At 34.4% G+C, this 24700-nt stretch carries 26 protein-coding genes; 16 read left to right on the top strand and 10 right to left on the bottom strand.

Annotated elements, in window-relative coordinates:
- Nucleotides 1-55 precede the first annotated feature (55 nt).
- From K6119_RS12350 to K6119_RS12340, 3 genes are all read right to left on the bottom strand, one after another.
- A complete protein-coding gene (locus tag K6119_RS12350) occupies nt 56-997 on the bottom strand; it encodes a PorP/SprF family type IX secretion system membrane protein (RefSeq protein ID WP_221832128.1) in 942 nt (313 codons plus the stop codon).
- Nucleotides 998-999: 2 nt separating this feature from the next.
- Nucleotides 1000-2274 carry a gliding motility-associated C-terminal domain-containing protein gene (locus K6119_RS12345; RefSeq protein WP_221832126.1) on the bottom strand — a complete coding sequence of 425 codons (1275 nt, stop codon included), beginning with the start codon at nt 2272-2274 and terminating at the stop codon, nt 1000-1002.
- Nucleotides 2275-2486: 212 nt separating this feature from the next.
- Nucleotides 2487-4799, bottom strand: coding sequence for a SpoIIE family protein phosphatase (locus K6119_RS12340; RefSeq protein WP_221832124.1), 2313 nt, complete (start codon nt 4797-4799; stop codon nt 2487-2489).
- Between the two features lie 20 nt (nt 4800-4819).
- Here K6119_RS12340 and K6119_RS12335 point away from each other — a divergent pair, with 20 nt between their 5' ends.
- The 7 genes from K6119_RS12335 (at nt 4820) to pepT (ending at nt 10139) form a co-directional block, all read left to right on the top strand.
- Nucleotides 4820-5278: a DUF7793 family protein gene (locus K6119_RS12335; RefSeq protein WP_237828013.1), complete on the top strand. Its 459-nt coding sequence runs from the start codon at nt 4820-4822 to the stop codon at nt 5276-5278.
- Entirely contained in the window at nt 5268-6059 is a 792-nt protein-coding gene (locus K6119_RS12330) for a sensor histidine kinase (RefSeq protein WP_221832121.1), read from the top strand. The genes K6119_RS12335 and K6119_RS12330 overlap by 11 nt, the downstream gene beginning before the upstream one ends.
- A gap of 239 nt (nt 6060-6298) precedes the next feature.
- Complete coding sequence (locus K6119_RS12325) at nt 6299-6649, top strand: hypothetical protein (RefSeq protein ID WP_221832119.1); 351 nt, start codon at nt 6299-6301, stop codon at nt 6647-6649.
- Between the two features lie 318 nt (nt 6650-6967).
- Complete coding sequence (locus K6119_RS12320) at nt 6968-7549, top strand: MiaE family protein (RefSeq protein ID WP_221832117.1); 582 nt, start codon at nt 6968-6970, stop codon at nt 7547-7549.
- A 65-nt stretch (nt 7550-7614) separates the two neighbouring features.
- On the top strand, nt 7615-8259 hold the full coding sequence (locus K6119_RS12315; protein ID WP_221832116.1) for a hypothetical protein: 645 nt from the start codon (nt 7615-7617) through the stop codon (nt 8257-8259).
- Between the two features lie 167 nt (nt 8260-8426).
- A complete protein-coding gene (locus K6119_RS12310; RefSeq protein ID WP_221832114.1) occupies nt 8427-8573 on the top strand; it encodes a hypothetical protein in 147 nt (48 codons plus the stop codon).
- 309 nt (nt 8574-8882) lie between these two features.
- Nucleotides 8883-10139: a peptidase T gene (gene pepT / locus K6119_RS12305; RefSeq protein WP_221832112.1), complete on the top strand. Its 1257-nt coding sequence runs from the start codon at nt 8883-8885 to the stop codon at nt 10137-10139.
- Here the strand turns inward: pepT and K6119_RS12300 are convergent, their stop codons facing one another.
- Genes K6119_RS12300 through K6119_RS12290 form a run of 3 tightly spaced genes read right to left on the bottom strand, consistent with a single transcriptional unit; the run spans nt 10140 to nt 12304 of the window.
- Nucleotides 10140-10562: a VanZ family protein gene (locus K6119_RS12300; protein WP_221832110.1), complete on the bottom strand. Its 423-nt coding sequence runs from the start codon at nt 10560-10562 to the stop codon at nt 10140-10142.
- Nucleotides 10559-11716, bottom strand: a complete 1158-nt coding sequence (locus K6119_RS12295) for an aminotransferase class V-fold PLP-dependent enzyme (protein WP_221832108.1) — start codon at nt 11714-11716, stop codon at nt 10559-10561. Before K6119_RS12295 ends, K6119_RS12300 begins: the two co-directional genes overlap by 4 nt.
- 3 nt (nt 11717-11719) lie before the next feature.
- Nucleotides 11720-12304 (bottom strand): hypothetical protein, encoded by a 585-nt coding sequence (locus tag K6119_RS12290; protein ID WP_221832106.1) that lies wholly within the window; start codon nt 12302-12304, stop codon nt 11720-11722.
- Between the two features lie 143 nt (nt 12305-12447).
- Here K6119_RS12290 and K6119_RS12285 point away from each other — a divergent pair, with 143 nt between their 5' ends.
- The 5 genes from K6119_RS12285 to K6119_RS12265 all read left to right on the top strand — a co-directional run bounded on the left by K6119_RS12285 (nt 12448) and on the right by K6119_RS12265 (nt 17284).
- Nucleotides 12448-12975: a glutathione peroxidase gene (locus K6119_RS12285; RefSeq protein ID WP_221832104.1), complete on the top strand. Its 528-nt coding sequence runs from the start codon at nt 12448-12450 to the stop codon at nt 12973-12975.
- 182 nt (nt 12976-13157) lie between these two features.
- Nucleotides 13158-13898, top strand: coding sequence for an electron transfer flavoprotein subunit beta/FixA family protein (locus tag K6119_RS12280; RefSeq protein ID WP_221832102.1), 741 nt, complete (start codon nt 13158-13160; stop codon nt 13896-13898).
- 19 nt (nt 13899-13917) lie between these two features.
- The gene (locus K6119_RS12275) at nt 13918-14859 is read left to right on the top strand and encodes an electron transfer flavoprotein subunit alpha/FixB family protein (RefSeq protein ID WP_221832100.1); all 942 of its coding nucleotides are present in this window, start codon (nt 13918-13920) and stop codon (nt 14857-14859) included.
- A 56-nt stretch (nt 14860-14915) separates the two neighbouring features.
- Complete coding sequence (locus K6119_RS12270; protein WP_221832098.1) at nt 14916-15521, top strand: bifunctional nuclease family protein; 606 nt, start codon at nt 14916-14918, stop codon at nt 15519-15521.
- Between the two features lie 2 nt (nt 15522-15523).
- Entirely contained in the window at nt 15524-17284 is a 1761-nt protein-coding gene (locus tag K6119_RS12265; protein ID WP_221832096.1) for a NupC/NupG family nucleoside CNT transporter, read from the top strand.
- Between the two features lie 99 nt (nt 17285-17383).
- Here K6119_RS12265 and K6119_RS12260 read toward each other — a convergent pair whose 3' ends face one another.
- From K6119_RS12260 to K6119_RS12250, 3 genes are all read right to left on the bottom strand, one after another.
- Nucleotides 17384-18214, bottom strand: a complete 831-nt coding sequence (locus tag K6119_RS12260) for a universal stress protein (RefSeq protein ID WP_221832094.1) — start codon at nt 18212-18214, stop codon at nt 17384-17386.
- A gap of 89 nt (nt 18215-18303) precedes the next feature.
- Nucleotides 18304-19212 carry a DMT family transporter gene (locus K6119_RS12255; RefSeq protein WP_221832092.1) on the bottom strand — a complete coding sequence of 303 codons (909 nt, stop codon included), beginning with the start codon at nt 19210-19212 and terminating at the stop codon, nt 18304-18306.
- Nucleotides 19213-19284: 72 nt separating this feature from the next.
- A complete protein-coding gene (locus K6119_RS12250) occupies nt 19285-19941 on the bottom strand; it encodes a hypothetical protein (RefSeq protein WP_221832090.1) in 657 nt (218 codons plus the stop codon).
- Nucleotides 19942-20044: 103 nt separating this feature from the next.
- Here K6119_RS12250 and holB point away from each other — a divergent pair, with 103 nt between their 5' ends.
- The 4 genes from holB to K6119_RS12230 are packed head-to-tail and all read left to right on the top strand — an operon-like array spanning nt 20045 to nt 24340.
- Nucleotides 20045-21175: a DNA polymerase III subunit delta' gene (holB, locus tag K6119_RS12245; protein WP_221832088.1), complete on the top strand. Its 1131-nt coding sequence runs from the start codon at nt 20045-20047 to the stop codon at nt 21173-21175.
- 40 nt (nt 21176-21215) lie between these two features.
- On the top strand, nt 21216-22418 hold the full coding sequence (locus K6119_RS12240; RefSeq protein ID WP_221832086.1) for a leucine-rich repeat domain-containing protein: 1203 nt from the start codon (nt 21216-21218) through the stop codon (nt 22416-22418).
- A gap of 49 nt (nt 22419-22467) precedes the next feature.
- A complete protein-coding gene (locus K6119_RS12235; protein WP_221832085.1) occupies nt 22468-23883 on the top strand; it encodes a PSP1 domain-containing protein in 1416 nt (471 codons plus the stop codon).
- Nucleotides 23861-24340, top strand: a complete 480-nt coding sequence (locus K6119_RS12230; protein ID WP_221832083.1) for a gliding motility lipoprotein GldH — start codon at nt 23861-23863, stop codon at nt 24338-24340. The genes K6119_RS12235 and K6119_RS12230 overlap by 23 nt, the downstream gene beginning before the upstream one ends.
- Here K6119_RS12230 and K6119_RS12225 read toward each other — a convergent pair.
- Entirely contained in the window at nt 24337-24660 is a 324-nt protein-coding gene (locus K6119_RS12225) for a BlaI/MecI/CopY family transcriptional regulator (RefSeq protein WP_221832080.1), read from the bottom strand. The genes K6119_RS12230 and K6119_RS12225 overlap by 4 nt on opposite strands.
- Nucleotides 24661-24700 lie beyond the last annotated feature (40 nt).

The raw sequence follows: 24700 nt of genomic DNA, 5'->3' as shown, positions 1-24700 counted from the left end.
CAACTTATCAACCGTCTGTTTATGATATACGAATTTTCTACTCTAAAGGTTGTATCTATTCAAAGCTTGGGCAACTAGTTGTACTATTGTTCCCATAACTTGAACATGAATTAAAACCACCAGTAATTTCATGGGTATACCACATGTTTCCTGATAGTTTAGATATCACAAAATCAAAAGAGTATCCAATTGATATCCAGTTAAACAATTTTACCCTAATTTGGGTAGTTATAGCATCTGTACGTCTTAATCCGACTCCGAAAGTTAGTTTGTTATCAAGGTCAACTAAGGCGCTCAAATGAAAATCTATTGGTGAGGCTTTGGTCCACATTAGGAAAAAAGAAGGAATAATGGACCATTTTTTTTCAAGGGCAAATTTTCTTCCTCCTGTTAAATATACGTGTCTTTGAAGTTTGGCTTCCTGTCCAATTTCATCTAATCTATTTCCAATTAGATTATGAACTGAAAGACCAACATAAGTTTTTTTGTCACTCAACCACATGCCTGCAATTGCATCCGGGAAAACAATAAATGATTGTGAGGTTCCACCAATTGAAGGGTCTGCCACTTCAGTTGTTAAATCACTTATTTTGTATGCTGAATGCATAAATCCAATTGATGCGCCAAAACTTAAATTCCAATTTCGAGTTATTGGTAAGTGTAAGGCATATGTTGCATGAAGCTTTAGGTTTGAAAAAGGACCAAATACGTCTCTTTTTATTTGTCCGCCAATTCCGTGTTTAGGACCAAAAGCATTTCTTTTTCTTTTGGATGATCTTAAGGGCGCATGAGCATTAATAAAGCCAGTTTGCGGAGCACCATCTATCCCAACCCATTGAAATCTATAGCCCGTTCTGATATCCAGACAATTCTTTGTTCCTGCAATTGCCGGATTAAAGGCAAATTGATTGAACTGATATTGTGTGTAATGCTCAAGTTGTTGAGCAAATCCTTTACTGAAGGCCAGAATTGATATGAGTACTACTAGTTTTTTCATTTTTATCTGATGATGTTTACCTGGCCTTTGAAAATACCGTCATCACCAATTTTTAAATCCACAACATAGAAATAAGTTGAAACCGGAAGTGGTTTTCCTTTGTAAGTGCCATCCCACCATTTATCCGGAGTACTGTATCCTGTTGTGTTAAATACTCTTTGTCCTGACCTGTCATATACGGTAACTTCCATGTTAGGATATTCGCTACTATTTTTTATGACCCATTTATCATTAATATCATCATTATTAGGTGTAAACGCGCTAAAAATTGAAACTACTTCACCAACAAAAACATTCACACTATCTGTTGCTTCACAGCTACCATTAGTTACAGTTAAAAAGTAGGTTGTGGTGTTTTCAGGAAAAGCTGAAGGTTCAAAAACAAATGCATCTGTCAATGTTCCTGCAGGTGTCCAGGTTGGTGCACCATCACCATTTCCTTCAAGAGTTACAAAATCACCTTCAGCAATAAACTTATCCGGTCCTGCATCTGCTGATATTGTAGTTACATCAAAATAAATACTATCTGTAGTATCTCTGTACACACAAAGATTGCCACAATTCATTATGAGTTTTAAATAACCAGATTCTGAAAGGTCAGCTGTATTGAATTCTCCTGTGCTGTTTGACACAAATAAGGAATTGTTGTAGTACCAATCAAAGCTAGCTGTGTCTGAACAGTTAGCTATAATCGTTTCAACTGCAACTACATCTCCCTGGCATAATATAGTATCAAATGCAGAAATAGACGCGGTTGGATACAAAGAATCCATTGCTTCCCCAGAAATGGTAATATCAAAATCACATTCAGCAGAATTCGTTACACCCACACCGGTATTAACTCCGTTCACCATTAAATAATAGGTGGAGTTTGGATTAAGTGCAGCTGCAGGAACAATTGTAAAATCTGTTGATCCCGTAGTACATAATGAATAGGGCACATAATTGTTTTGATCACAAGGAGTAGTTGTAGAATATATCATGGCTTCAATGCTTTGGCCGTATGTAGGATCTGCATTAAAATTCAAGTTACTGAAGCTAATAGTGGCATTTCCACCATTACTATTTGTGGTAAATTTATACCAAACTGTTGCGGACGGAATGGAACAGTATAAATCGTCTTCTGTACTGTTAGTAGTAGCTGCGGTAGTTGTACCACTTAAAACTTGTGCACCACAAAGCCTTTCTGCATCAGAACAACTGTCATTGGCAGGCTGAGCCATGGCAACATTTGCCAAAAAGCTTAAAATAGTGATACTTAAAAGTTTTAGTCGCATATCGCAGTTTCAGGTTTAGACGACAAAGTTAATTCATAAAGATAATCGCTAGGCCATATAAAACCAAGAATTTTGGGATCCAACAAGCAAACAGATTGATAGATAAACAAGTATCTCCGATCAACGTAACAAAATAACCGATTATTGTGTAGGATAAATCTAATTAAACTTAATAGAACAATCTATATCTAAAACAATTTAAGTTGTAAAAATTAAAGTTTTACGCCAATGATGCAAACATCATCTAGTTGCTCTAAATCTCGTTTCCACTCTTTAAAGGTTTTGTCAAGAATTTGCATTTGTTCTTCCATAGATTTTTCTCTAATTTCAAAGAGAAGCTTTTTGAGGGTTTTGTATTTGAACTTTTTGCCTTTTGGTCCTCCAAATTGATCAACATAACCATCTGAGAAGAAATATATTTGATCTCCTTTTGATAACTGTAAAGTATGATTAGTAAAAGGTTTTCTAAAGTCAAAATCACCTATTGGCTGCTTGTCAGCCTTGATTTCTTCAACATCTTCTGCATCCGCTTTTATTACCCATAATGGATTATGAGCTCCGGCGTACTGAACAATGTTTTTTTCAAGATCTATTGAACAAAGTGCACCATCCATTCCGTCTTTAACTTTGTCTTCTCCAGATTCAAAAGTTTCTTTTACCAGGTCAGTAAGCTTATCCAAAATAGCAGCTGGTTGTCGAAGGTTAAATTCTTTTACACATCTGTTTAAACCATTGGCTCCAACAACACTAACCATTGCACCTGGCACACCATGACCAGTGCAGTCTATGGCTCCAATTAACACCTGACCATCAACTTCATTCATCCAATAAAAGTCTCCGGATACAATGTCTTTGGGTTTAAAGTAAACAAAGCTTTCTGGCAGGGCCGTTTTAACTTTTGCAGCTGTCGGAATAATGGCTCTTTGAAGTCTTAAAGCATAGTTGATAGAGTCAACAATTTCTCTGTTTTTTTCTTCAACCATTTCTTTCTGGCTCTGGAGTTCTTTTGTTCTTTCTTCAACTTTTTCTTCAAGGTTCTGCACAAGATCCTTAATACTGTGTTGCATGTGACTGAATGATTTGGAAAGTGTTCCAATTTCATCTCCGGCGCCAACAGGTATTTCTATGTCTAAATTTCCATCTGCAATTTCTTCGGCTTTGGCAGTTAATCTTTTAATTGGCCTTGTTATTTTATTTGATACAAAAAAGGCAGCAAATATGATTGCGAGCAACAATCCCACAAAAACCACAAGGATGTTTTTACGCAGATCATAAACATGTGAAAAAGCTTCGTCTTTATCTATTTCACTCATAATGACCCAATTCATATCTTCTATTTCAAGTGGCTTATATGAAGATAAAACGGCTACACCTCTATAGTCATCAAATATTTCAGTGTCTGTTTTTCCTTCTAAAGCTGAAATAGTTCCCTTGGTTTTAACTGTCTGCAGGCCAACTGTGCTTTCAAAGTTTTTGATTTGCGTTATGGTTGATTCTGGTGTACCAATTTCTGTGACCATTTTAAAATAATTTTCACGGTCTTCTATAAAGAATCTTGATTGGTTACGCAATGTGTAATCTTCAGCTACCAGATAGGTTTCTCCACTTTCTCCTAAACCAACATTTGCCCACTCATGTCTATTGGTCATAATGTCGTTAATCTTTTTTATTGGCATTTGAAAAATCAAAACACCTAATTGCTCATCTCCTTCATAAATTGGTGAAGCAATAAATGAAGCGGGAGCATTATATGAAGGGTGATAGGCTTCAAAATCAACCAATCTAACAAAGTCTTTATTGTTAGATTTTTTAGCTTCCTGATAGGCACGAGCAAGATTAGAATTACTATAAGGACCGTCAATTAAAGAAGTTCCATAATCAACTTCTTTATAAACAGAATAGATGATATGTCCACTTTCATTGTCTACTAAAAAGATATCGTAGAATTCAAATTTCTCTAAATAAGATCTAATTAAAGGGTGATATTTTTTATGGGTCTCGCTATATAAACTACCATCACCTGCATCTTCAAGAAAATGCTTTTCTCCAACTTTATTTTTGTTGCTGGCTATGTATAAATCTTGTAATAAAACTGAAGAAGGATGAGTTGGAAAATGATGTTCTATATCTCCTAAAATTTCAACGTTTTGATTAAGTCTTGGTAAAAACTCATTGTTATAGTAGTCTTCAAGTCTTTTTTCAGATTCACCTTTTTGATGCTCGTTGTAATCAACTTCTTCATAGATAATGTGAAATCCATTTCTGAAGTCTTTCATTGCTTCAATAATAGTGTGGTCTTCAGAGAATGTAATGATTTGATTTCTAATATCCTTAAAATAGTCTTCTATTTGACTGGCCTTCATTTCTCTAACAGCAGTCAATCTATTAAATGATTCTTCTTCCAAAGATTTTTTACCTTTGAAATAAGCCAAAAAACCTATGATTACAATTGAACTAAAGGCGATTACAAAGAACGCCAGCGCCAATTTGATGTTGATATTTAGATCGTTAAACTTTTTGACCATCCCCTTTCCTTCCAAAAAAATTGAATACCAAGATAACCAAATTGGATAAAATCAATAAATTTATTTTGATGGAATTACCTGAATTTGAATACCATGATCTAAATTGTTATTATACCTGGATGGGTGATGATGGAATTATGAGAACAAAGGTTAAATCTGGTGCTAGGATTAAACTTGAGGATGCCAAAGCTAATTCTGAAGTAGTAAACAGCTATCAAGATCATGCCCCGTTTCCACTGATAATTGATACTACGAGTGTCTTGAGCATGTCAAAAGATGCTAGGGATTTTTTAGCCATTAAGAACAGGGAAACTGTTATAAATGGTATGGCAATTATAAGAAATTCGCTTATTGGTAATATGGTGGCAAATTTCTATATCAGATTAAGTAAACCAACAGTGCCGGTTAAGTTATTCAGAAATGAAGAAGATGCTAAAATGTGGTGTGATGGGTTAAAAACAGGTCGTCATGAAGGATAAAGATCCGAGATTGATTGAACTAATGGAGCAATTAGTTGCTTATTCAAATTTAGATTTTGATAGAGAACTAGATGTCCCTGAAGATGATGACGAATTCGGGGCTTTAGTTGTTGGGTTAAAAATGTTAGGCGAAGAACTAAAAGCAAACACCATTTCACTTCAAGAGAAGGAACAATTATTAAAGGAGCTTCATCACCGAGTAAAAAACAATATGCAAATTATTGTTTCAATGCTGAGATTACAGAGTTTTAAGGAGAATGATCCAAAATTTATAAGTCTGGTTCAAGATAGTAAAAGTCGAATTGAGTCAATGGCATTGGTTCATGAAATGCTTTATAGTACTGAGGGTTTTGAATTCACTTCCTTAGCTAAGTATGTTGATTTTTTGCAAAGAAGTATTTTCATGTCTTATGCTCCTCCCAAGCATCAGATTTCGGCTCACATTAGTATTCCGGAAGATATAGTTTTTAATATCGATAACATGATTCCATTGGGGATGATAATTAATGAGCTTTTTATGAATTCGCTTAAACATGCTTTTCCAAAATCCCAGGGTGACATTTGGTTAAACGTTACTTCTTTAACTGATAGCATAAAAATAGAATATGCAGATAATGGAATTGGTTTTCCTAAAGACATTGATCCTCAAAAAGTTGACTCTCTGGGAATGCAATTGATTATTATGTTGTCTGATCAATTAGATGGAAAATTGAATTTTGAAAGTCTTAACAATGAGGATATAAAAGAGGGAGTTAAAATTTCAATTCAGATTGATTATTAATTTCTTATAGCTGAATAAGTTCCTGTACTTATTAAAAAATCCTTGCTGATAAGTTTCCAATAATTTATAACATCTGATGCGAATGTTATTAAAATGAATGCTATATTTGTTATCAGAGTTTTTTCATGGTTTTCTGTAAGTAGAAAAAAACGTTTTTTGAAAGCAGTATGTAATTCCAAAGTAAGTAGTGTACGAGGCCCAACAGACGTTGGGCTTTGTTTTTTTATATCTATAGTATTATGAAGAAGTTAATTGTATTGTTGTCTTGCATGTTTGCCACTTTGTCTTTCTCTCAAACTTTTTACGAAGAATTAAAAAATTCAGTAGAACGAGCAGAAGGAGGTTCTGGTGCAGAGGTGGTTTATTATATTTTTATGTCATCTACTCAAAGTAATACTTATTACGCCAAGAATTTTGACAAAGGAACCTTAGTTGAAAAGGATGGTGTTCCACAATATTTTGAGTTGGAAAAAAAGAAAGGTGATGAAAAAGAAGTTTTAAATATCAATCTTACTTCTGTTCGATATACTGAATTGGAAGCGGGTTATAGAAAAGGAGGATATAAATATATTTTCCGTTTTTACTATTAATGCTTTCTTATGGGTCAAGCTACACTATTTCTGATGAGTGCAACTGTATCCAAAATTGCTAATTGTGTTTTCGACTTTGGCTGTTGCAAGACTATTAGCTTTTATTGAAAATATTCCATTTACACCTTCAAGGTGAAATTTTATTTTATTGATTTTAAAATAGTGTGGCAGTAAATTAAGGAATAGCTGACCTTTTTTTTCACTAGCAATATTGGTTTTGAAAATATATAAGTTCATTTTTTCTTTTCTGTTGTAATCGGATATCATTATAAAATATTTTACAACTGGTCGTTTTTTAACAAAAATTAGATTTGTACTATGTTAGGATTAAAACTAAAAACAGACCCTAAATGGGCGAACATTGCTTCAGGCAATATTCATGAAATTATGACAGATCATGCATGGTGTGAGCAGAAAGCTGCATCCAATGCTATTTCTTTAATTACACTTAATCCTGATAAAATAGATTTGGTAAATCAACTTACTGAAATTGCTATGGAGGAGTTGGAACACTTCAAAATGGTAAAAGATCTCATGCAAGCAAGAGGACTTGAATTAGGTCGAGAAAGAAAAGATGATTATGTAAATCAGTTGTTCAAATTTTGTCGAAAAGGAGGCTCTGCGGAAGAAAGCTTGATAGATAGGCTTTTATTTTCTGCCATGATAGAAGCTCGCAGTTGTGAGCGATTTAAGGTGCTTTCTGAGAATGTAGAGGACAAGCAATTAGCTAGTTTTTATTATGAATTGATGAAATCAGAAGCCGGTCATTATACAACCTTTATTAAGTTGGCGAAAAACTATGCTGATAAAATTGATGTTGACAATAGATGGAAAGAGTGGTTAGATTTTGAGGGTGAATTAATCCAGAATTATGGAAAAAAAGAAACCATTCACGGATAATGAAATCTTTTTTGGAAAAATATGCACGAATTTATACATTTGATTAATCGCTAAATCCCTTGTTAATGAAAAAGTTAGTCTATTCCCTGTTAATCATTCCTGCATTTATTTCTTGTGGTGGTTCTGAGTCTGAAACAGAAAACACAACAACTGAGCAAGACACGACTGTTCAGAATACTGAAAATGTAGAAGAAGTTGAGATTGTTAATTCAATTACTATATCAGAAAATGTAGTTGGTATTTTTGAAATGGGCAAACCTGTGCCAACTAAGTTGCCTGAAGAATTGAAAATGAGGCAATTTATAGAAGAAGAGACAGTTGAAGGGAATACCATAGAACATACTCATAATGTGATATTTAATCAGCTTGAAGATGTGGCTGAATTGATTATGAATCAAGGATCAGATGAAAATCACTTTGATAAAACAATTAAAGAAATTCTTGTGATTTCAAATTATTATGAAACCCAAGAAGGTATCAAAGTTGGTAGCTCAGTTGAAAAATTTAAGGAAGCTTTTGCTGATGCAAAAATATGGTACGATAAAACAAGGGATCAGTATTTCATGGATTCTGAAACTTTAGTTGGAGTGCAGTTTATTTTAGATCCAATGGATATAAAGAAAAAAGCAAAGGGTAGTGCCGACATGCAAGAGTTGTCTTTTTCTGTAGTTCCTGCAGAAGCTGAAGTCAAGAAAATCCGCATGTACTAAGTCTTAAAAGGATTAATTAATTGTTAAATATTCAGCTAATTGAAATTTTAGTTGCTTCGAATACTAAAATGTAGTAATTTAGCCCTAGTTCTTCGTGATCTCCTTGAGAACAGGTATTTAAAATCCTGTATCGAAACCTCGAAGGGCCTAATTCGATTGTATGTTGAATGTTAGATAGAAATATTACTTTAAGTACAGATGCTTGTTCTGAGCATCAGTTTGTTTCTTCTGTTTTTTCTGGAATTATCTCCGTTCATACTCGACTTAGAAGTCTAATTGTTGCCTTATTGGCAATTGATTTGTTGTCTCTATAAGGGCCAACCAAGAATACCTATGCCATATTTTAATTCAAGTTTTAGACTTCATTGTGCTGATATCAGCATTTCATTTTGTAAAACTCTACACAATAAATACACAGCGCTCAAGCCTTGAACGCTACTTACTATGGGAAGGAATGGGGTCTCTTTTTTTAAGGGACCCAAAATTCCCCCTTGTTTATATGCATTTGTTTGGTAATCCTGTTTTGATTTTTTGTTTCATTTTGACAATCTCATTTGGAGAAATGGAATACTAGTTAATTTGCTTTTTCTATTTTTACCCTCCATCAAGAAAAACATCAAAAAATGAACATTGACAAATACACTTTTTCAGTAGCAGATAGATTTATTAAATACGCAAAGATTGATACCGAAGCGGATCCTAATTCAGAAACCTTTCCTTCAAGCATGAAGCAAAAAGATTTGGGTAAAGTTTTGGTTGAGGAATTAAAAGAGTTGGGTATTAATGATGCTGAAATGGATGAATGGGGATATGTTTATGCTACAATTCCGGCGAATACCTCTAAAAATGTTCCTACAATTTGCTTTTGTGCGCATATGGATACTGCTCCTGATTGTTCAGGTAAAGATGTAAAACCAATTTTGCATAAAAATTATGACGGAGCTCCTATCACTTTACCTGATGATAATTCTCAAGTGATTACTACAGAAAAGCACCCTTATTTAAAGGAAAAAATTGGTGATGATATTATTACTGCAAGCGGTTTAACTTTATTGGGCGCGGATGATAAAGCTGGTGTCGCTTGTATAATGGATTTTGCTGCATTTATGATGAAGGATCCTGGATTTGAGCATGGCACAATTAGAATTTTATTTACGCCTGATGAAGAAATAGGAAAAGGGGTAGATCATGTTGACATGGGGAGATTAAATGCTGATTATGGTTATACACTTGATGGTGGTGTTTTAGGGTCAATTGAAGATGAAAGTTTTTCTGCAGATGCGGTTGAGGTAATAATTAATGGTGTTTCTGCGCATCCGGGTTATGCAAAAAATAAAATGGTGAATGCTATTAAGGTGGCAAGTGAGTTTGTTGATGCATTACCAAAAAGTGCCTGGTCTCCTGAAACTACTGAAAAAAGAGAAGGTTTTGTTCATCCTACTTCATTCAATGCAATAATGGAAAAGGCAACAGTAAAATTCATCATAAGAGATCATATTACTGCAAAGCTGAAAGAGTATGAAGACAAATTGGAAGGCATTTTAAATAGTGTAGTTGAGAAATATAAAACCCAGGGAGTTACTGCAGAATTTAAAGTAACTGAGCAGTATCGTAATATGAAAGAAGTTATCCAAGAGGTGCCTTTTGTTACAGATAATGCGATTGCAGCAATGGAAAGAGCTGGGGTACAACCAAAACCGGTAATAATTAGAGGTGGTACTGATGGCTCAAGATTGTCTTTTATGGGCTTACCTTGCCCTAACTTGTTTACAGGTGAAATGGGTATTCATTCAAAACACGAGTATGTTAGTGTTCAGGATATGCAGAAAGCCGTAACTACAATGGCTCACCTTATTGCAATTTGGGAAGAAAAAGCATAATTAAAAACGTTTTTTACGCAGCCAAAAACCTAAGGCAAAGCCAGTTGAGTTGAAAATAATGTCATCAATATCGGCCGAGCCTACCTGAAAGAAATATTGAATTAATTCTATAATAATGGGTAGCAAAATTATAGCTGCCCATTTTTTTGTTCCCTTCCAATCCAATTGAAACAAAATGGGAATGGGCAACAGAAATAACAGGTTTCCAAATATCATTAAGCAGATATAAAGGAAATATTCAACACTTACTGTGTCATTAGAATTAAAGAATGGGCTTAATTGTTCGGCCGTTGTTTTGAACGGAATGAGATTAACTTCTGTTAAAGTATTATGCCTAAATGGAGCAAAGAATAGAAGATAAATAAAGAAGAAAACATAAATGATTCCAACAATAAATCTGGTTTTATCATTCAAAGATTTCATTGAATCAAAGAGGTGGAAGTTTTGATTTTTCTAAGTGCATCAATAAGAGCATTCATATCATCTTCAGTATTATATGGTTGATATGAAATGCGCAAAAACTTCCCAGGTCCCATATTGTCAAAAACTGGTATTTCAATTTTATATTGATTGTATAATATTCCTTTTAGCTCTTGAGCATTTGGTGTACGAATAGGAATACTTACAATTTGGCCCAGAAACTCATTTTCTAATGGTGCAATAGGTTTACTGTCTATTTCTTTTGCCACAATTGGATAATAGTTATGCAATATCTTTTTAGCTTCAGCTGTTTTGGTTTCCCAGTCATTTTCCTTAATAAACTGTAGACAAGCTGGTGTAGTTAAAAAAGCTGAAAAATCTCTTGTCCCCTGCATTTGATGATAATCTTGAAACTGCGATTCAGAAGGGAATTGTGCTTCATAACCCCAGCTAATTATTAGGGGATCTATCCATGTTTGATGTTCTTTTTTTACATGTAAAAATGAACTGCCTAAAGGGGACATCATCCATTTATGACAAGCTCCGGTATAGATGTCCGCATTTAATTCTTTAATATCTAAAGGAATATGAGCTGGTACATGGGCGCCGTCAACTATAGTTAATATTCCCAATTCTCTGGCCCTATCACAAATCTCTTTTACCGGAAATATCAAAGCTGTTGCACTTGTAATTTGGGAGATGAAAATCACCTTGGTGTTAGTGGTCAAGCCTTTCCAAAAATGTTGAAGAAAGTCTTCTTTTGATTGAATGGGGATAGGAATTTCTTGCTGAACATATTTGGCTCCTACTTTTCTGCAGTAATAGTTCCAGGTACGATCCATTGCGCCGTACTCATGGTTAGTAGTCAATATTTCATCTCCTTCATTGAGTTTTAAACTTCGGGCAACAATGTTAATGGCCGTTGTTGGATTGGTAACATAAACCAAATCAGTATAGTCACAATTAATGTAATCCGCCAATGCTTTTTTGGAAACTTCCATATGAGCAGGCCCATTTTTTATCATGAACTGAAGCGGTTCTGCAGCCAGCTCTTTTTGAAAGTTCTGATATGTTTCAAAAACAACTTTTGGAACTGCCCCAAAGGAACCATGATTAAGATAATGTATATCTTCTCTAAGTGTAAATATTGACTTCATATTTTATTGCCAAAAATCTTCGCAATCTTCTTTAATAACTTGAAAATTTGTTTTGTCTTGACTGCTTACAAAGTATGGGCATTCAAAACCCATGTTCTCAAATTTGCAATGGTGTTCAGCCTTATCCCATTCAAAATTCACATGATAATCTTTTCCATCTGCATAATGAGATGTAAGGTCAAATGTTCCTTTAATTATAGAGTTGACACCAGTCACTTCTTCGTGTGCTTCAAAATTTGTTAGATCAAATTGTTCGGCATCTTGTCCATACATCATTGTAACTAACCAACTTTCTCCTTTTTGTGCAACCCATTCCATAGATGGTGTGCCCGCGTCACAGTATTCATCAATTACCATGACATTTTCTGACTCTTCTGATGGACTTAATTGGATCCAATTATGTGGAAAATCTTCTATGAAAAACGGTTTGTTCCCATTTACTTCAACATTCTCTTCAACGGTGTTTTCATCTACAATTTCAGTTGATTCCTCTGAAATGTTGCTGCTTTCAGTAGTGGTTTCTGTTGATTCTTCACTACCACATGCAAAGAACAAAAGTCCTATTGACATTATTGTTAGTTTTCTCATAATCATCATATATAATGCAAATTAAGGCTTTGAAAGATATAATTTATTTATCGTTGCTTCAAAAATAAACATGTTTCTAATTTGTATTAATTTTAGATCTGATTGATCAAAATGACAATTCAGTTGTTCTACATAATAAAAACATGAAGAAATTTATTTTACTAATAGCAATTACTATGTCACTAACTTCTTTATCTCAAAAGAGTATTCACGAATTTGAATTTGAAACCCTGGATGGCAAAACAAAATCATTTGCTGATTTCAAAGGGAAAAAAATATTGATTTTTAATGCGGCTTCAGAATGTGGTTATACTCCGCAGTACGAGCAATTACAAGCCTTACATGATCAGTATGGTGATAAAGTTGTTGTGATTGGCTTTCCTGCAAATAACTATGGTGCACAAGAACCCGGAACCAATGATGAAATAGCAGAGTTTTGTAAGAAAAACTACGGAGTTACTTTTACAATGGCGGCTAAGGTCTCAGTTAATGGGGTAGACATTAGTCCAATTTTTAAATGGTTATGTGCTCAAGACAATCCTGATTTTACCGGAGACATTAAATGGAATTTTGAAAAATTCATATTGGATGCAGACGGTAAATTGTTGCGCAGGTATAGAAGTGGCACTGATCCGCTAGATGACGAAATCATAAATGTTATTCGTGCATAATAAATTTATCCAAAAAAATAGGGTTTAACTCAAGGTTGTGAGTATATTTTTGATAAATTTGATGCCCGCCTAATTCAGGTGGTTCTGATTGAAGAAAGGTATTGATATTTTGAGATCAGAAATAATTAATCTATAACGGGGTCAATCCCTTGATAATAAACAAAATAGTATAATAATATAAGATGAAATTTTTAGTTTGTATTTCAAAAGCACCGGATACGACTTCAAAGATTGAGTTCACCGACAATAACACTAAGTTTAATGAGGCGGGAGTTCAATATATTGTCAATCCGTATGATGAGTGGTATGCATTAGTAAGAGCATTAGAATTGAAAGAATCTTTAGGTGGTGATGTTACCACTATTACTGTTGGTGGCGCAGCTGATGACGCTACAATTCGTAAAGCTTTAGCAATTGGAGCAGACAATGCTGTAAGAGTTAATGCTGATCCTAAAGATGCTTATTTTACAGCTTTTCAAATTGCTGAATATGCTAAAGACAAAGGGTTTGACATGATTCTTTGTGGTAAGGAAACAATTAACTACAATGGTTCTCAAGTTGGAGGAATGATTGCTGAGTTATTAAATCTACCATATGTTTCTTTAGCTACTAAACTAGAAATGAATGGGTCAACTGCTACTATTGATAGAGAAATGAAAGGTGGAGTTGAGGTAGTTGAAGTAAACGGACCATTTGTGTTAAGTGCTGCTAAAGGAATGGCTGAACAGAGAATTCCTAATATGAGAGGAATTATGGCTGCAAGAACTAAACCTCTTGAAGTTGTTGAACCAGCTGCATGTGATGATTTAACAAGTTTTGAATCTTATGCATTGCCTGAAGCAAAAGGAGATTGTAAATACATTGATCCGGATAACATGGCCGAATTAGTGAGTTTGTTACACAACGAGGCGAAAGTTATTTAACCCATTTAAAGAAGAAAATATGTCAGTATTAGTATATATAGATACACTTAGCGGTTCAGTTTCAAAAGCCGCAATGGAAGCTGTTTATTACGGAAGTAAAATTGGTAGTACTACAGTATTAACTAACGGAGGAATTGCTGCTGATCAATTAGCTGTTTTAGGTGAATGTGGGGCATCAAAGGTTTTAGTAAATAGAGCTGTTACTGTTGATGATGCATCTCAAGTTTCAAAATTGGTTGTTGCTGCGGTTGAAGCTACCGGAGCAGATACAGTTGTTATGCCTTTAGATTTAACAGGTAGAGCTGTTGCGCCTAGAGTTTCTGCAAGATTAAAAGCTGGTTTAGCTACTGGAGCGGTTGCTTTGCCTGCAGGTGATGGTACAATTAAAGTAAATGTTTTCTCAGGGAAAGCGTTTGGAAATGTATCAGTTAAAACAGCTAAAAAGGTAATTACCTTAACACCTAATTCACTGCAAATTGAAAAAGGAGGAGCTGCTGCTGCTGTAGAAGATTTTAACGCAGAAGTTGGTGGAGCTAGCATTACAGTGAAAGAAGTAAGAAAACAAGAAGGAGATATTTTATTGCCTGAAGCTGAATTAGTGGTTTCTGCAGGTAGAGGATTAAAAGGTCCTGAAAACTGGGGAATCGTTGAAGATTTGGCAAAAGCATTAGGAGCAGCTACAGCTTGTTCAAGACCTGTTGCTGATATCGGTTGGAGACCACATCACGAACACGTTGGTCAAACAGGTGTTGCTATTAGACCTAACCTTTATATTGCTGCCGGAATTTCTGGTGCAATTCAACATTTAGCTGGTGTTAACGGATCTAAAGTGATAGTTGTTATCAACACTGATCCTGAAGCGCCATTCTTTAAAGCTGCTGATTACGGAGTTGTTGGTGATGCATTTGAAGTGTTGCCAAAATTAACAGCCGAAATTGAGAAGTTTAAAGCACAAAATTAGTACATTCGCATACTAGATAAGGATTCCATCATAATCATGGAATCCTTCTTTCTTTCATGGATAAGATTGAATTAAAAATAATAGGCCTATCATATAGCCAGACTCAGTCTGGTGCTTACGCCTTGGTTCTGTCTGAAAAAGATGGAGCTAGAAGATTACCAATAATTATTGGAGGCTTTGAGGCTCAATCAATTGCCATTGAATTAGAAAACATGAAACCATCAAGACCTTTGACACATGATTTGTTCAAATCATTTGCGGAGGCTTTTAAAGTTGCAATCAAAGAAGTTGTAATTTATAATTTGATCGAGGGAGTATTTTATTCCAAATTAATTTGTGATCAAAACGGTGAAGAAGTTGAAATAGACGCAAGAACTTCAGATGCTATTGCTATTGGTATTCGTTGTGATTGTCCGGTTTATACTTTTGAACATATTTTAAGTTCTGCCGGTATTCAGCTAGAAGAAGAAATGGATGAGGTGAAATCAATTGGTGATGAAGATGAAACTGAAGAGCCGAAAGAAGCTGCACCTAAAGCCAGGGGTAACGAATTAAGTGCCCTTACTGAAGAGGAATTGAACCGTATGTTACAAGATGCGCTGGATCAAGAAAATTACGAACGAGCTTCTGAAATTCGTGACGAGCTAAACAAAAGAAACTAATATTGAAAAAACTCCTTCCGATATTATTACTGGGATTGTTGGCTTTGGTCAGTTCTTGTTCGGAAGATAAAGCTGATCCATTAGTAGGTAAATGGATTTCAGAAAACAGTCAAACTGAACATCAAGAGTTTATTATTTTCACTCAAAGTGATGCCGGGTTAAGATTCATTGAATACGGCTGGTACAATGATACCATCAAAGGTGATTGGACAAGACAAGGTGATTCTTTATCTGTGACTTATTTTGAGCCGGCTAGTTTACACGTAGATTCAATTGAGATTACCACAAATGGTGAAGGTGAAACAGATGCACATTATTTTTACAACAATCAAGTTATTGCCAATGACAATGATGGTGAAATTCAAGGAGTAAAAACAACCAGAAATCTTCTTATTTCTTTGAATGAAAGTAATTTATCAATTCCTGTTCAAGGTAAAACATTACAATATGAATTGGAACATAAAGAAAGCAAAAGTCTTTCTTTTGTTTCTGTTTTAAGAGGGTTAATGGGAATGTTATTCCTGATCGCTTTGTCCTATTTGTTCTCATCTGACAAGAAAAACATTAATTGGAATTTAGTAATTAAAGGAACTGCATTACAGATAATTATTGCGCTTTTAGTATTAAAGGTTCCGTTTATTGAAAGAGGATTTTCAGTAGTCAGTGATGGATTTGTATGGTTGATTGAATTTACAGATGATGGAACTGATTTTCTATTTGGGCAAATGGGAATTGGTATTGTTCAGGCACCATTAATCACCTTTGCAATTAAAGTACTACCTACAATAATATTCTTCTCAGCCCTGATGAGTATGTTATATTATATGGGTGTTATTCAAAAGGTAGTATATGCCTTTGCCTGGCTCATGAAAAAATTCATGAAATTATCAGGAGCTGAATCTTTAGCAGCAGCCGGTAATGTTTTTCTTGGTCAAACAGAATCTCCTTTGTTGGTAAAGCCATATTTATTGGGAATGACAAAGTCTGAGTTGATGTGTTTAATGACTGGTGGGATGGCAACAATTGCTGGTGGAGTTTTAGCCGCATATGTGTTTTTCCTGGGTGGTGATGATCCTGTTGAAAGAGCGTTTTTTGCAAAACACCTATTGACGGCATCTATTATTTCTGCTCCGGCTGCGGTAGTGGCTGCAAAAATACTTGTGCCTGAAACAGAAGAAATCAACAAAGATCTTTCAATCAACAAAGAGAAGATTGGCACAAACTTACTTGAGGCCATTGCCAATGGAACTTCAGATGGATTAAAATTGGCAGTGAATGTTGGTGCCATGTTGTTGGTTTTTATCGCCTTAATGGCCTTGGGCAATGGAATTCTTGATTCAATAGGGAACTCAACCAATTTAAATGATGTAATTGCTGCTAATACTCCATATGAAGGATTATCATTCCAGTTTATTTTAGGTTATATAGGTGCACCAATTGTTTGGATGGTTGGTGTAGATGCAACTGATATGGTATTAGTTGGTGAATTACTAGGTCAAAAAACAGTTTTAAATGAATTCATAGCATATCCAAGATTAGGTGAATTAAAACAAAGTGGTCAACTAAGTGAAAAGTCTATTATCATTAGTACTTATATGCTTTGTGGATTTGCAAACTTTGCGTCAATTGGAATTCAAATAGGTGGAATTGGATCATTAATTCCTACCAGAAAAGGATTGCTATCAAAATTAGGTATGAGAGCCTTGCTTGGTGGTACAATCGCCTGCTTAATGACGGCAGCTATAGTTGGAATGCTGTATTAAGTTCTGATACTGGTTTAATCCATTATCCTTTCGCACTATAAAACAAAAAAACCCTCTGACCTGAGCCAAAGGGTTCTTTCTAAGTATATTAAATACAGATTAAGTAAAGATTGTTTGATAAGTATTTGTAGCATCAATCGGATTTACAATTAAAACCGGAATTTGAGCTTCATTAGTTATCATGTACTGCTCATGGTTAGATCCAAATAAGCCTAATAATTGATGCTTTTGTAAATTCATAATAGCAATCAAATCGGCATCAACTTTAACAGCATGTTTCACTACTTCTTTGTCAAATCCTGAAGAATCAGCCAAAGTAGTTGTTACTTCAATTCCTCTTTCATTAAAGAATTTATTTGCAAATACAATGTTTGCCTTTACAGTATGTTTTAAAAACTCATCAGATTCGTCAGGAATGATTACATGTACCCTTGAATCAAAGTATTGAGCAATATTAGCAACCAAAGTAAGTTTTTGTTTTGTTTCTTTATGAAGGTCTAATGGTACTACGATATCATCATATCCATTATCACTGATGTCATGTTGTTGAACAATAACAAAAGGAGCAGGTGAACTAGTAACCACTTTAAGTGCATGGCTTCCCGTAATGTGTTGCCAACCTGTAGCTCCGTGAGTTCCCATAAAAATTAACTCAGCTCCGATTTCAACCGCAAAATCTGCAATATCATCAAAGATATTTCCAACTCTTACGTGGTTTACTGTTTCAACTTCTGGTGCTTTAGAACTTTCTTTTGCTGCATTAACAGATTTTTCAAGTTTTTCCTTGGCATCTTTTATTTCGTCGTTTTTATTTACTACGTGAATGGCGTGTACTTCTGCACCAACGACCTTTGCAGTAACAAGTGCATGATGAATTGCATTATTAGCAACTTCACTAAAGTCATAAGGAACAATTATTTTCTTTTTCATAGTTGAAACGGTTTACTAGTTTATAGTATTTGCAAATCTATCTTTTTTTAGATTTTTGGTGCATTCAATTTAACAATAAAAATGACAATTTAAATAGAATTAACTAGATTTTGTGAAGATGTTAACTTCCTTTTTTGTTGCTTTTTAAGATATGCGTTTAAAAATATTGAAGCCAATATTATGGCAGTTCCAAAATAAAAACCGGTTGACATTTTTTCTTTACTTGTACCGTTCACTACATCTATTAAAAGTACAATCAAAATGGTATAAATAGGCTCCATGTTAACACTCATACTAACTGTAAACGGAGTAACAAATTTCATTACCCATACAGAAAGCATAAAGGCAACTGTTGTGCAGATTAATCCAAGCACCAATAAATAGGTCCAATCAGATCCACTGAGGTTGAATGATGAGATTTCAAGTTTGCCCATACTCAATAAGAATATCCCTGAGGTTAAGAATCCACCCAGCATTTCATATTTTGTTATATGAAAAGAAGAAACTCCGGAAATTAATTTCCCATTTAATACTGTAAATAGTGCTGCTAAAAATGCAGAAAGTAAACCTGCTAAAATTCCTATATAATGTTCCGTTTCAAATCCAAAAATCACCATGATCCCCCCAATTATTGCGAAACTCAAAAACAACTCATTCAGTTGAAATTTTCTTTTGAAAACAATGGGTTCAAGAATGGATGTAAATAAAGTAGCGCTTGACATACATACCACTCCAATTGAAACAGTGCTAACTTTTATCGCATAGAAAAACATAAACCAATGAAGTCCTACAACTCCACCTATTAGGATGAGCTTAAATGCGGTTTGAGGTTGAATTTTAGAAGTTTTAATAAAGAACCCAATCAGAATGAGTGAAATAAATGAGATACCGGTTCTGAAAAAAGTAATAAAATCAGCACTTACAGATATGTAATCACCAAGTATGCCGGTAAATCCAAACACCAATACAACCAGGTGCAGTATAATGTAGTATTTCAATTTTTCACCCATAAAAAAATCCCGGCAAAAATAAGGCCGGGATAAATTTATTCAAAGCTATTTTAAAGAGGATTATTTGATTCCTTCTTTCTTCGTAATTACTTCTTGCAAGACTCCTTCTTGTTGTTTGATCTCTTCTTTTTTCTTTTCCTGATCTTTCTTGCTTTGCTCAATGGCTTTTTCGTTCTCCTCTATTTTCTTTTTATAGTCTTCAATCTCTTCTTCCTTTTTCTTTTGATCTTTTTCAAGATCATCTAGTTCTTTTTTGCGGTCATCAAGATTTTTTTCTTCTTGTTTTTCAATCTCTCCTACATAAATAGTAGCTGTTTTAATGGCCCAAGTTTTCAATTCTTGCTCCATTACTTTATATTGAGACGCATGATCTTTTGAACTTAAGTATGCTCCTCCAAGGTCAACAGCAACTAGTGCTTTTGATCCTTTTTCCCCATTTTCTACAACTGTTCCAAAAACATCAAATGTATTTTCACCCATTTCTTTGTCTTTACAGTCATCTGCCTTCATTACTCCTTTTTTCTCAGAGAAGCTTCCCTTCCAGCTTTTAAACAAGTCTTTCAATTCTTTTTCACACGCTTTAACATCAGCATATGGAATTTCTATTTCAAATCCATTTTTTGCACCGTCAATGTTTACATTGGTTTCTTTTACAGACACTTGTGAGAATGCAGAAAATGTGAATAAACTAAGCGCGAGAGTAAATAATTTTTTCATCTTAATTTGTTTTTTTAGTTGAGCTGGCAAAGGGCCAGACTTAAAAATAAGAATTTATCTGTGATGTGGCAAAATTCGTACCAGATAATACTTAATTTTAACCGTGCTTTTCAAAGATGTAATAGGACATAGTAAAACTAAGCAACACTTAATAAATGAAGTGAAGGCAGATCGTGTAAGTCACGCGCAAATGCTTTTGGGCCCTCCAGGAATTGGTAAATTGCCTTTGGCCATTGCATTCGCTCAATATTTATTGTGTGATAATCCTTCGGCAAAAGATTCTTGTGGTATTTGCCCTAATTGTCAAAAGATGCAATCACTTACCCATCCAGATTTACACTTTGTTTATCCGGTAGTGGTGTCTAAAACTGATAAAATTGCCTCATCTGATGATGCCAGAACAGAATGGAATAAACTATTGACCTCCAGACCTTATTTTGATTTAAATGGATGGATGGAGTACATTGGTTTTGAAGGCAAAAATCCAATTATTGGTGTAGAAGAAAGCCGTGCTATTCTTAAAAAACTTTCACTAAAGTCATTTAGTGGAAAGTATAAAATAATGATAGTTTGGTTGCCAGAGAAAATGAACTCTCAAGCGGCAAATAAGCTGTTAAAAATACTAGAGGAACCGCCTACTAAAACTTTGTTCTTTTTAGTGTGTGACAGTAGTGAAGAAATATTGCCTACTATTATTTCAAGGTGTCAAATTATCAGAATTCCTCAATTAAGTCCTGATGAAATTTCAGCTTATTTAGAGGACAAACACAAATTGGATAAATCTTTAGCGCAAACATTTGCTAATCTATCTCAAGGTAATTTAGTTAATGCCATTAATACAGCTCAGGGAGATGAAGCGCATAATGCATATTTTGACCTTTTTGTAAAATTGATGAGAGCGGCTTATGCGGCTAATCCAAATGAATTAATGGATGTTTCTGATGAAATAGCTGCACTTGATAAAGAGAAGCAAAAGAACTTTGTGCTTTACGGCTTGCATATTTTTAGGGAAAGCTTGATTAAAAACTACCTAAATGGTGAGTTATTGAATCTTAGAGAAGAAGAAGAAAGGTTTTTAGATAAGTTTGCCAGGTTCATCAATAATCAAAACATTACTGAACTCATGACTTCCTTTAATGATGCTTATTATCATATCGAAAGGAATGCTAATGCTAAAATTCTCTTTTCTGATTTAGTAATCAGTCTTACTAAGTTGATTAGAAAGGGCGTGTAACTTTCTTTGTTATTTTAGGTAACATGTATTGTCCGGTGTTATGATAAGATCGTTACTCTTCTATTGTATTCTATTATTGTGTTGGCAGGCTCAAGCACAATTATTGTCTGATGCTGAACTTAGATCACAGAAAAGATATACTTCTTTAATAGAGGCACATAAACATCCTGATGAAGTGATCGTACTTGATTTGTCGAGTAAAGATTTAAAGGATGTGCCACCTGATTTGGATCTTTTTAAAAATCTGCAATACCTTGATTTATCAAAAAATGACTTGATCCGTGTTCCAAACTATCTAACAAAGTTTGAAAAGCTGCAGGTGCTAAAACTAAATGACAATGCATTGGAGGAATTACCGGATGATATTGGTGATTTAACCAATCTACGAGAATTAACACTGCATAAAAACAAATTGGAGATTTTGCCTGAAAGTATAGGAAATCTCAATAAGTTAACCAAGCTGGATTTGTTCGTAAACAGGCTTACTAAATTACCGGAAAGCATTGGAGAATTAACAAACTTACTTGTCATTGATGTTTACTTAAATCAATTAAAATCCTTTCCAAAAAACATTAAAAATCTTTCCAAATTAGAAGTGTTGTATTTGGGTAGTAATCGCTTCAATAAAATACCAAATCAAATCTTTGAATTAAAGAGTTTACAGCGATTAGACATGAGTCAGAATAAAATTAAATCTGTGTCTTCAGATATTTCGAAATTGGAAAACCTCAAGTATCTAATTCTCTTTGAAAATAAGATAGGTTATGTTTCTCAATCCTTAGCTAAGCTTGAAAATCTTGTAGAGATTGATTTGAGCAATAATCGACTTAGAAAGTTTGACATATCATTTGATAAATTAGAAGCCTTGGAGCGTATCAATCTTGATTATAACCGTCTGAAATTGTATCCTGAAAATTCGGTTCAAGCTAATAATTTGAAGGAATTGAAGTTAAGTTCAAATAAAATTAGAGAACTTCCCAATGTTTTTAATAATTACAGTGGTTTGATTCATTTGACACTGGATGAAAATCCAATTACTCATTTACCTGAAAGTTTTTTCAAATTAGATAAATTGGAGTGGCTGGATTTGTCCGGAACTTCGCTTTATGAGTTGCCTGCATATTTAGGAGAATTGTATTCATTAAAATATCTCAATTTAGGAGATTTGGGCTTAACGCCTGAACAACAGGATAAAATCAAAGCTTTTGTTGGATCATCAAAAAAAGTGGAGATAGTATTTTAAGTAAAAAGGTTAAATTTGTTGTTTTAACCAATTAAGGGTAAAATAAACTATGGGATGCACAAGTTGTTCTACAAAGAACGGAGTGCCGAATGGTTGTAAAAGTAACGGTGCCTGTGGCACCGGAGGTTGCGATAAATTAGCGGTATATGATTGGTTGGCAGATGTTGAATTGCCAAACGGAATCAGTGCCTACGATATATTAGAAGTAAGATTTAAAAATTCCAGAAAGGGATTTTATAGAAATCTAAAAGGAGAGAACTTGCATGTTGGTGACGTTGTTGCCGTTGAAGCAAGTCCTGGTTATGATATCGGAGTTGTATCAGTTGTTGGCGAATTAGCCAGAATTCAGGTACGAAAAAAAGCACCCAACTTTAAACCACACGAGGCAAGAAAGATTATAAGAAAGGCTTCTGAACAAGACATTGAAAAATGGAAGGAAGTCAGAGAACTGGAAAAAGAAACCATGTTCAGATCTAGAGAATTAGCTTCTCAATTGGCTTTGGAAATGAAAATTTCTGACGTTGAATTTCAAGGTGATGGAGCTAAGGCAACATTTTATTACACTGCAGAAGATCGTGTAGATTTTAGACAATTAATCAAAGATCTTGCAGATAGTTTTAAGGTGCGAGTGGAGATGAAACAAATTGGTGTTCGTCAAGAAGCTGCTAGATTAGGAGGAATTGGTTCTTGTGGTCGTGAACTTTGTTGTTCAACCTGGTTAACTGATTTTAGATCTGTTTCTACTGCCTCAGCTAGATATCAACAGTTGGCTTTGAATCCTCAAAAATTAGCCGGTCAATGTGGTAAATTGAAGTGTTGTTTAAATTATGAATTAGATGCTTATTTAGAAGCATTGAAGAAATTCCCTTCATCTGATATTAAGTTGCAGACAGAAAAAGGAACTGCTTTTCATATTAAAACGGATGTGTTCAAAGAGCAAATGTGGTACATACAGGAAAATAGAGATTCTGATGTTCCGGGTCAATTTGTACCATTAAGTCCTGAACGCGTTAAAGAGATAATTAGACTCAATAAAGAAGGTAAAAAACCGGCGGATCTAAAAGATTTCATGGTTGATATTGTTGAAGAGGAACCGGATTACACAAATGTAGTAGGTCAAGATAGTTTAAACAGATTTGAGCACGTCTTTAATCGTAAAAAGAAGAAGAAGAAAAAGAAAAACCCGAATCAAGGAAATTCAAACGTTCAAAACAATAACAATAAGCAAGCTGTAAGTTCACAAAAGCCAAAGGGTAAAAATAAACCTCAAGGACAAGGTAAACAACAGAACAAACAAAAACAGGGACAAGGTTCAGGTCAAAATAAACAAAAGCAAACACAAGGTTCAAACCAGAATCAGGGTAAACAAACTCAAAATAAGAAGGGTAATTTCAAAAAGAGAAAACCTAACAACAATAAGAAAAATCAAAACAATAACAACAATGGCGCTAAGAAGGATCAATAGTGTGTTGATGGTAGTTTTTGCTCTTGCATTTATTTCTTGTGAAAGTGATGCGATTTATGAGGAAACAAGAACAATTGCCAACAACGAATGGATGGCCGAGGACGTAAAGTCTTTTGATATTCCAATTGAAGACACCTTAAGCGCACACGATTTGTTTATTGATTTGCGAACTACAACTGATTACGAATATTCTAACCTGTATCTTTTCTTATACAGTGATTATCCAAATGGATATTCATCAAAAGATACACTTGAATTCATTTTAGCAAAGCCTGATGGAGAGTGGTATGGAGAAAATTCTGGTTCTGTTGTAGAATTCAGATTTCTAGTTTCAAGAGGAATTTTTGATAAAAAAGGAGTTTACAATTTTAAGGTAGGTCACGGTATGCGAGACGAACCCCTGAAAAATGTAATGGATGTTGGTTTTAGAGTAGAACTGGCTAATCTTGAAAATTAAAGCAATTCGTCTAACTTTTTATTTTGGTTAAAGTGATTAATGATGTCTTGATTTGAGCCATCAAAATAATTATCCAATAACCAGGTTGCCAAATATTCACGGTATTCTTCACGTGATATTTTAGGAAGATAAATGTATCCTCTTCCTTTCTTTTTATGTTTGATGTATCCCTTTTTTTCAAGGATTCTAACTATAGTGGAAGTGGTGTTGTAGGCAGGTTTTGGAACAGGATAAAAATTGATAATGTCCTGAACAGTTGCTTCCTTTAATCCCCATAGTCGTAACATTACTTGTTCTTCAGCAGGTGTTAATCGTTGCATAGTTATTATTGTAGAGTAGATGTAGTTAGCTGGTAAAGTT

The sequence above is a fragment of the Paracrocinitomix mangrovi genome (genome assembly GCF_019740355.2).
GTDB lineage: Bacteria > Bacteroidota > Bacteroidia > Flavobacteriales_D > Crocinitomicaceae > Paracrocinitomix > Paracrocinitomix mangrovi.
The sequence above is the reverse complement of the archived record's forward strand: the minus strand, read 5'-3'. Positions and strand labels throughout refer to the sequence as shown.

Excerpts from the sequence above, each read along its gene's own strand:
- K6119_RS12350 (WP_221832128.1), bottom strand. The coding sequence starts at position 997 with ATGAAAAAACTAGTAGTACTCATATCAATTCTGGCCTTCAGTAAAGGA.
- K6119_RS12345 (WP_221832126.1), bottom strand. The coding sequence starts at position 2,274 with ATGCGACTAAAACTTTTAAGTATCACTATTTTAAGCTTTTTGGCAAAT.
- K6119_RS12340 (WP_221832124.1), bottom strand. The coding sequence starts at position 4,799 with ATGGTCAAAAAGTTTAACGATCTAAATATCAACATCAAATTGGCGCTG.
- K6119_RS12330 (WP_221832121.1), top strand. The coding sequence starts at position 5,268 with ATGAAGGATAAAGATCCGAGATTGATTGAACTAATGGAGCAATTAGTT.
- K6119_RS12325 (WP_221832119.1), top strand. The coding sequence starts at position 6,299 with ATGAAGAAGTTAATTGTATTGTTGTCTTGCATGTTTGCCACTTTGTCT.
- K6119_RS12320 (WP_221832117.1), top strand. The coding sequence starts at position 6,968 with ATGTTAGGATTAAAACTAAAAACAGACCCTAAATGGGCGAACATTGCT.
- K6119_RS12315 (WP_221832116.1), top strand. The coding sequence starts at position 7,615 with ATGAAAAAGTTAGTCTATTCCCTGTTAATCATTCCTGCATTTATTTCT.
- K6119_RS12310 (WP_221832114.1), top strand. The coding sequence starts at position 8,427 with ATGTTAGATAGAAATATTACTTTAAGTACAGATGCTTGTTCTGAGCAT.
- pepT (WP_221832112.1), top strand. The coding sequence starts at position 8,883 with ATGAACATTGACAAATACACTTTTTCAGTAGCAGATAGATTTATTAAA.
- K6119_RS12300 (WP_221832110.1), bottom strand. The coding sequence starts at position 10,562 with ATGAAATCTTTGAATGATAAAACCAGATTTATTGTTGGAATCATTTAT.
- K6119_RS12295 (WP_221832108.1), bottom strand. The coding sequence starts at position 11,716 with ATGAAGTCAATATTTACACTTAGAGAAGATATACATTATCTTAATCAT.
- K6119_RS12290 (WP_221832106.1), bottom strand. The coding sequence starts at position 12,304 with ATGAGAAAACTAACAATAATGTCAATAGGACTTTTGTTCTTTGCATGT.
- K6119_RS12285 (WP_221832104.1), top strand. The coding sequence starts at position 12,448 with ATGAAGAAATTTATTTTACTAATAGCAATTACTATGTCACTAACTTCT.
- K6119_RS12280 (WP_221832102.1), top strand. The coding sequence starts at position 13,158 with ATGAAATTTTTAGTTTGTATTTCAAAAGCACCGGATACGACTTCAAAG.
- K6119_RS12275 (WP_221832100.1), top strand. The coding sequence starts at position 13,918 with ATGTCAGTATTAGTATATATAGATACACTTAGCGGTTCAGTTTCAAAA.
- K6119_RS12270 (WP_221832098.1), top strand. The coding sequence starts at position 14,916 with ATGGATAAGATTGAATTAAAAATAATAGGCCTATCATATAGCCAGACT.
- K6119_RS12260 (WP_221832094.1), bottom strand. The coding sequence starts at position 18,214 with ATGAAAAAGAAAATAATTGTTCCTTATGACTTTAGTGAAGTTGCTAAT.
- K6119_RS12250 (WP_221832090.1), bottom strand. The coding sequence starts at position 19,941 with ATGAAAAAATTATTTACTCTCGCGCTTAGTTTATTCACATTTTCTGCA.
- K6119_RS12240 (WP_221832086.1), top strand. The coding sequence starts at position 21,216 with ATGATAAGATCGTTACTCTTCTATTGTATTCTATTATTGTGTTGGCAG.
- K6119_RS12235 (WP_221832085.1), top strand. The coding sequence starts at position 22,468 with ATGGGATGCACAAGTTGTTCTACAAAGAACGGAGTGCCGAATGGTTGT.
- K6119_RS12230 (WP_221832083.1), top strand. The coding sequence starts at position 23,861 with ATGGCGCTAAGAAGGATCAATAGTGTGTTGATGGTAGTTTTTGCTCTT.
- K6119_RS12225 (WP_221832080.1), bottom strand. The coding sequence starts at position 24,660 with ATGCAACGATTAACACCTGCTGAAGAACAAGTAATGTTACGACTATGG.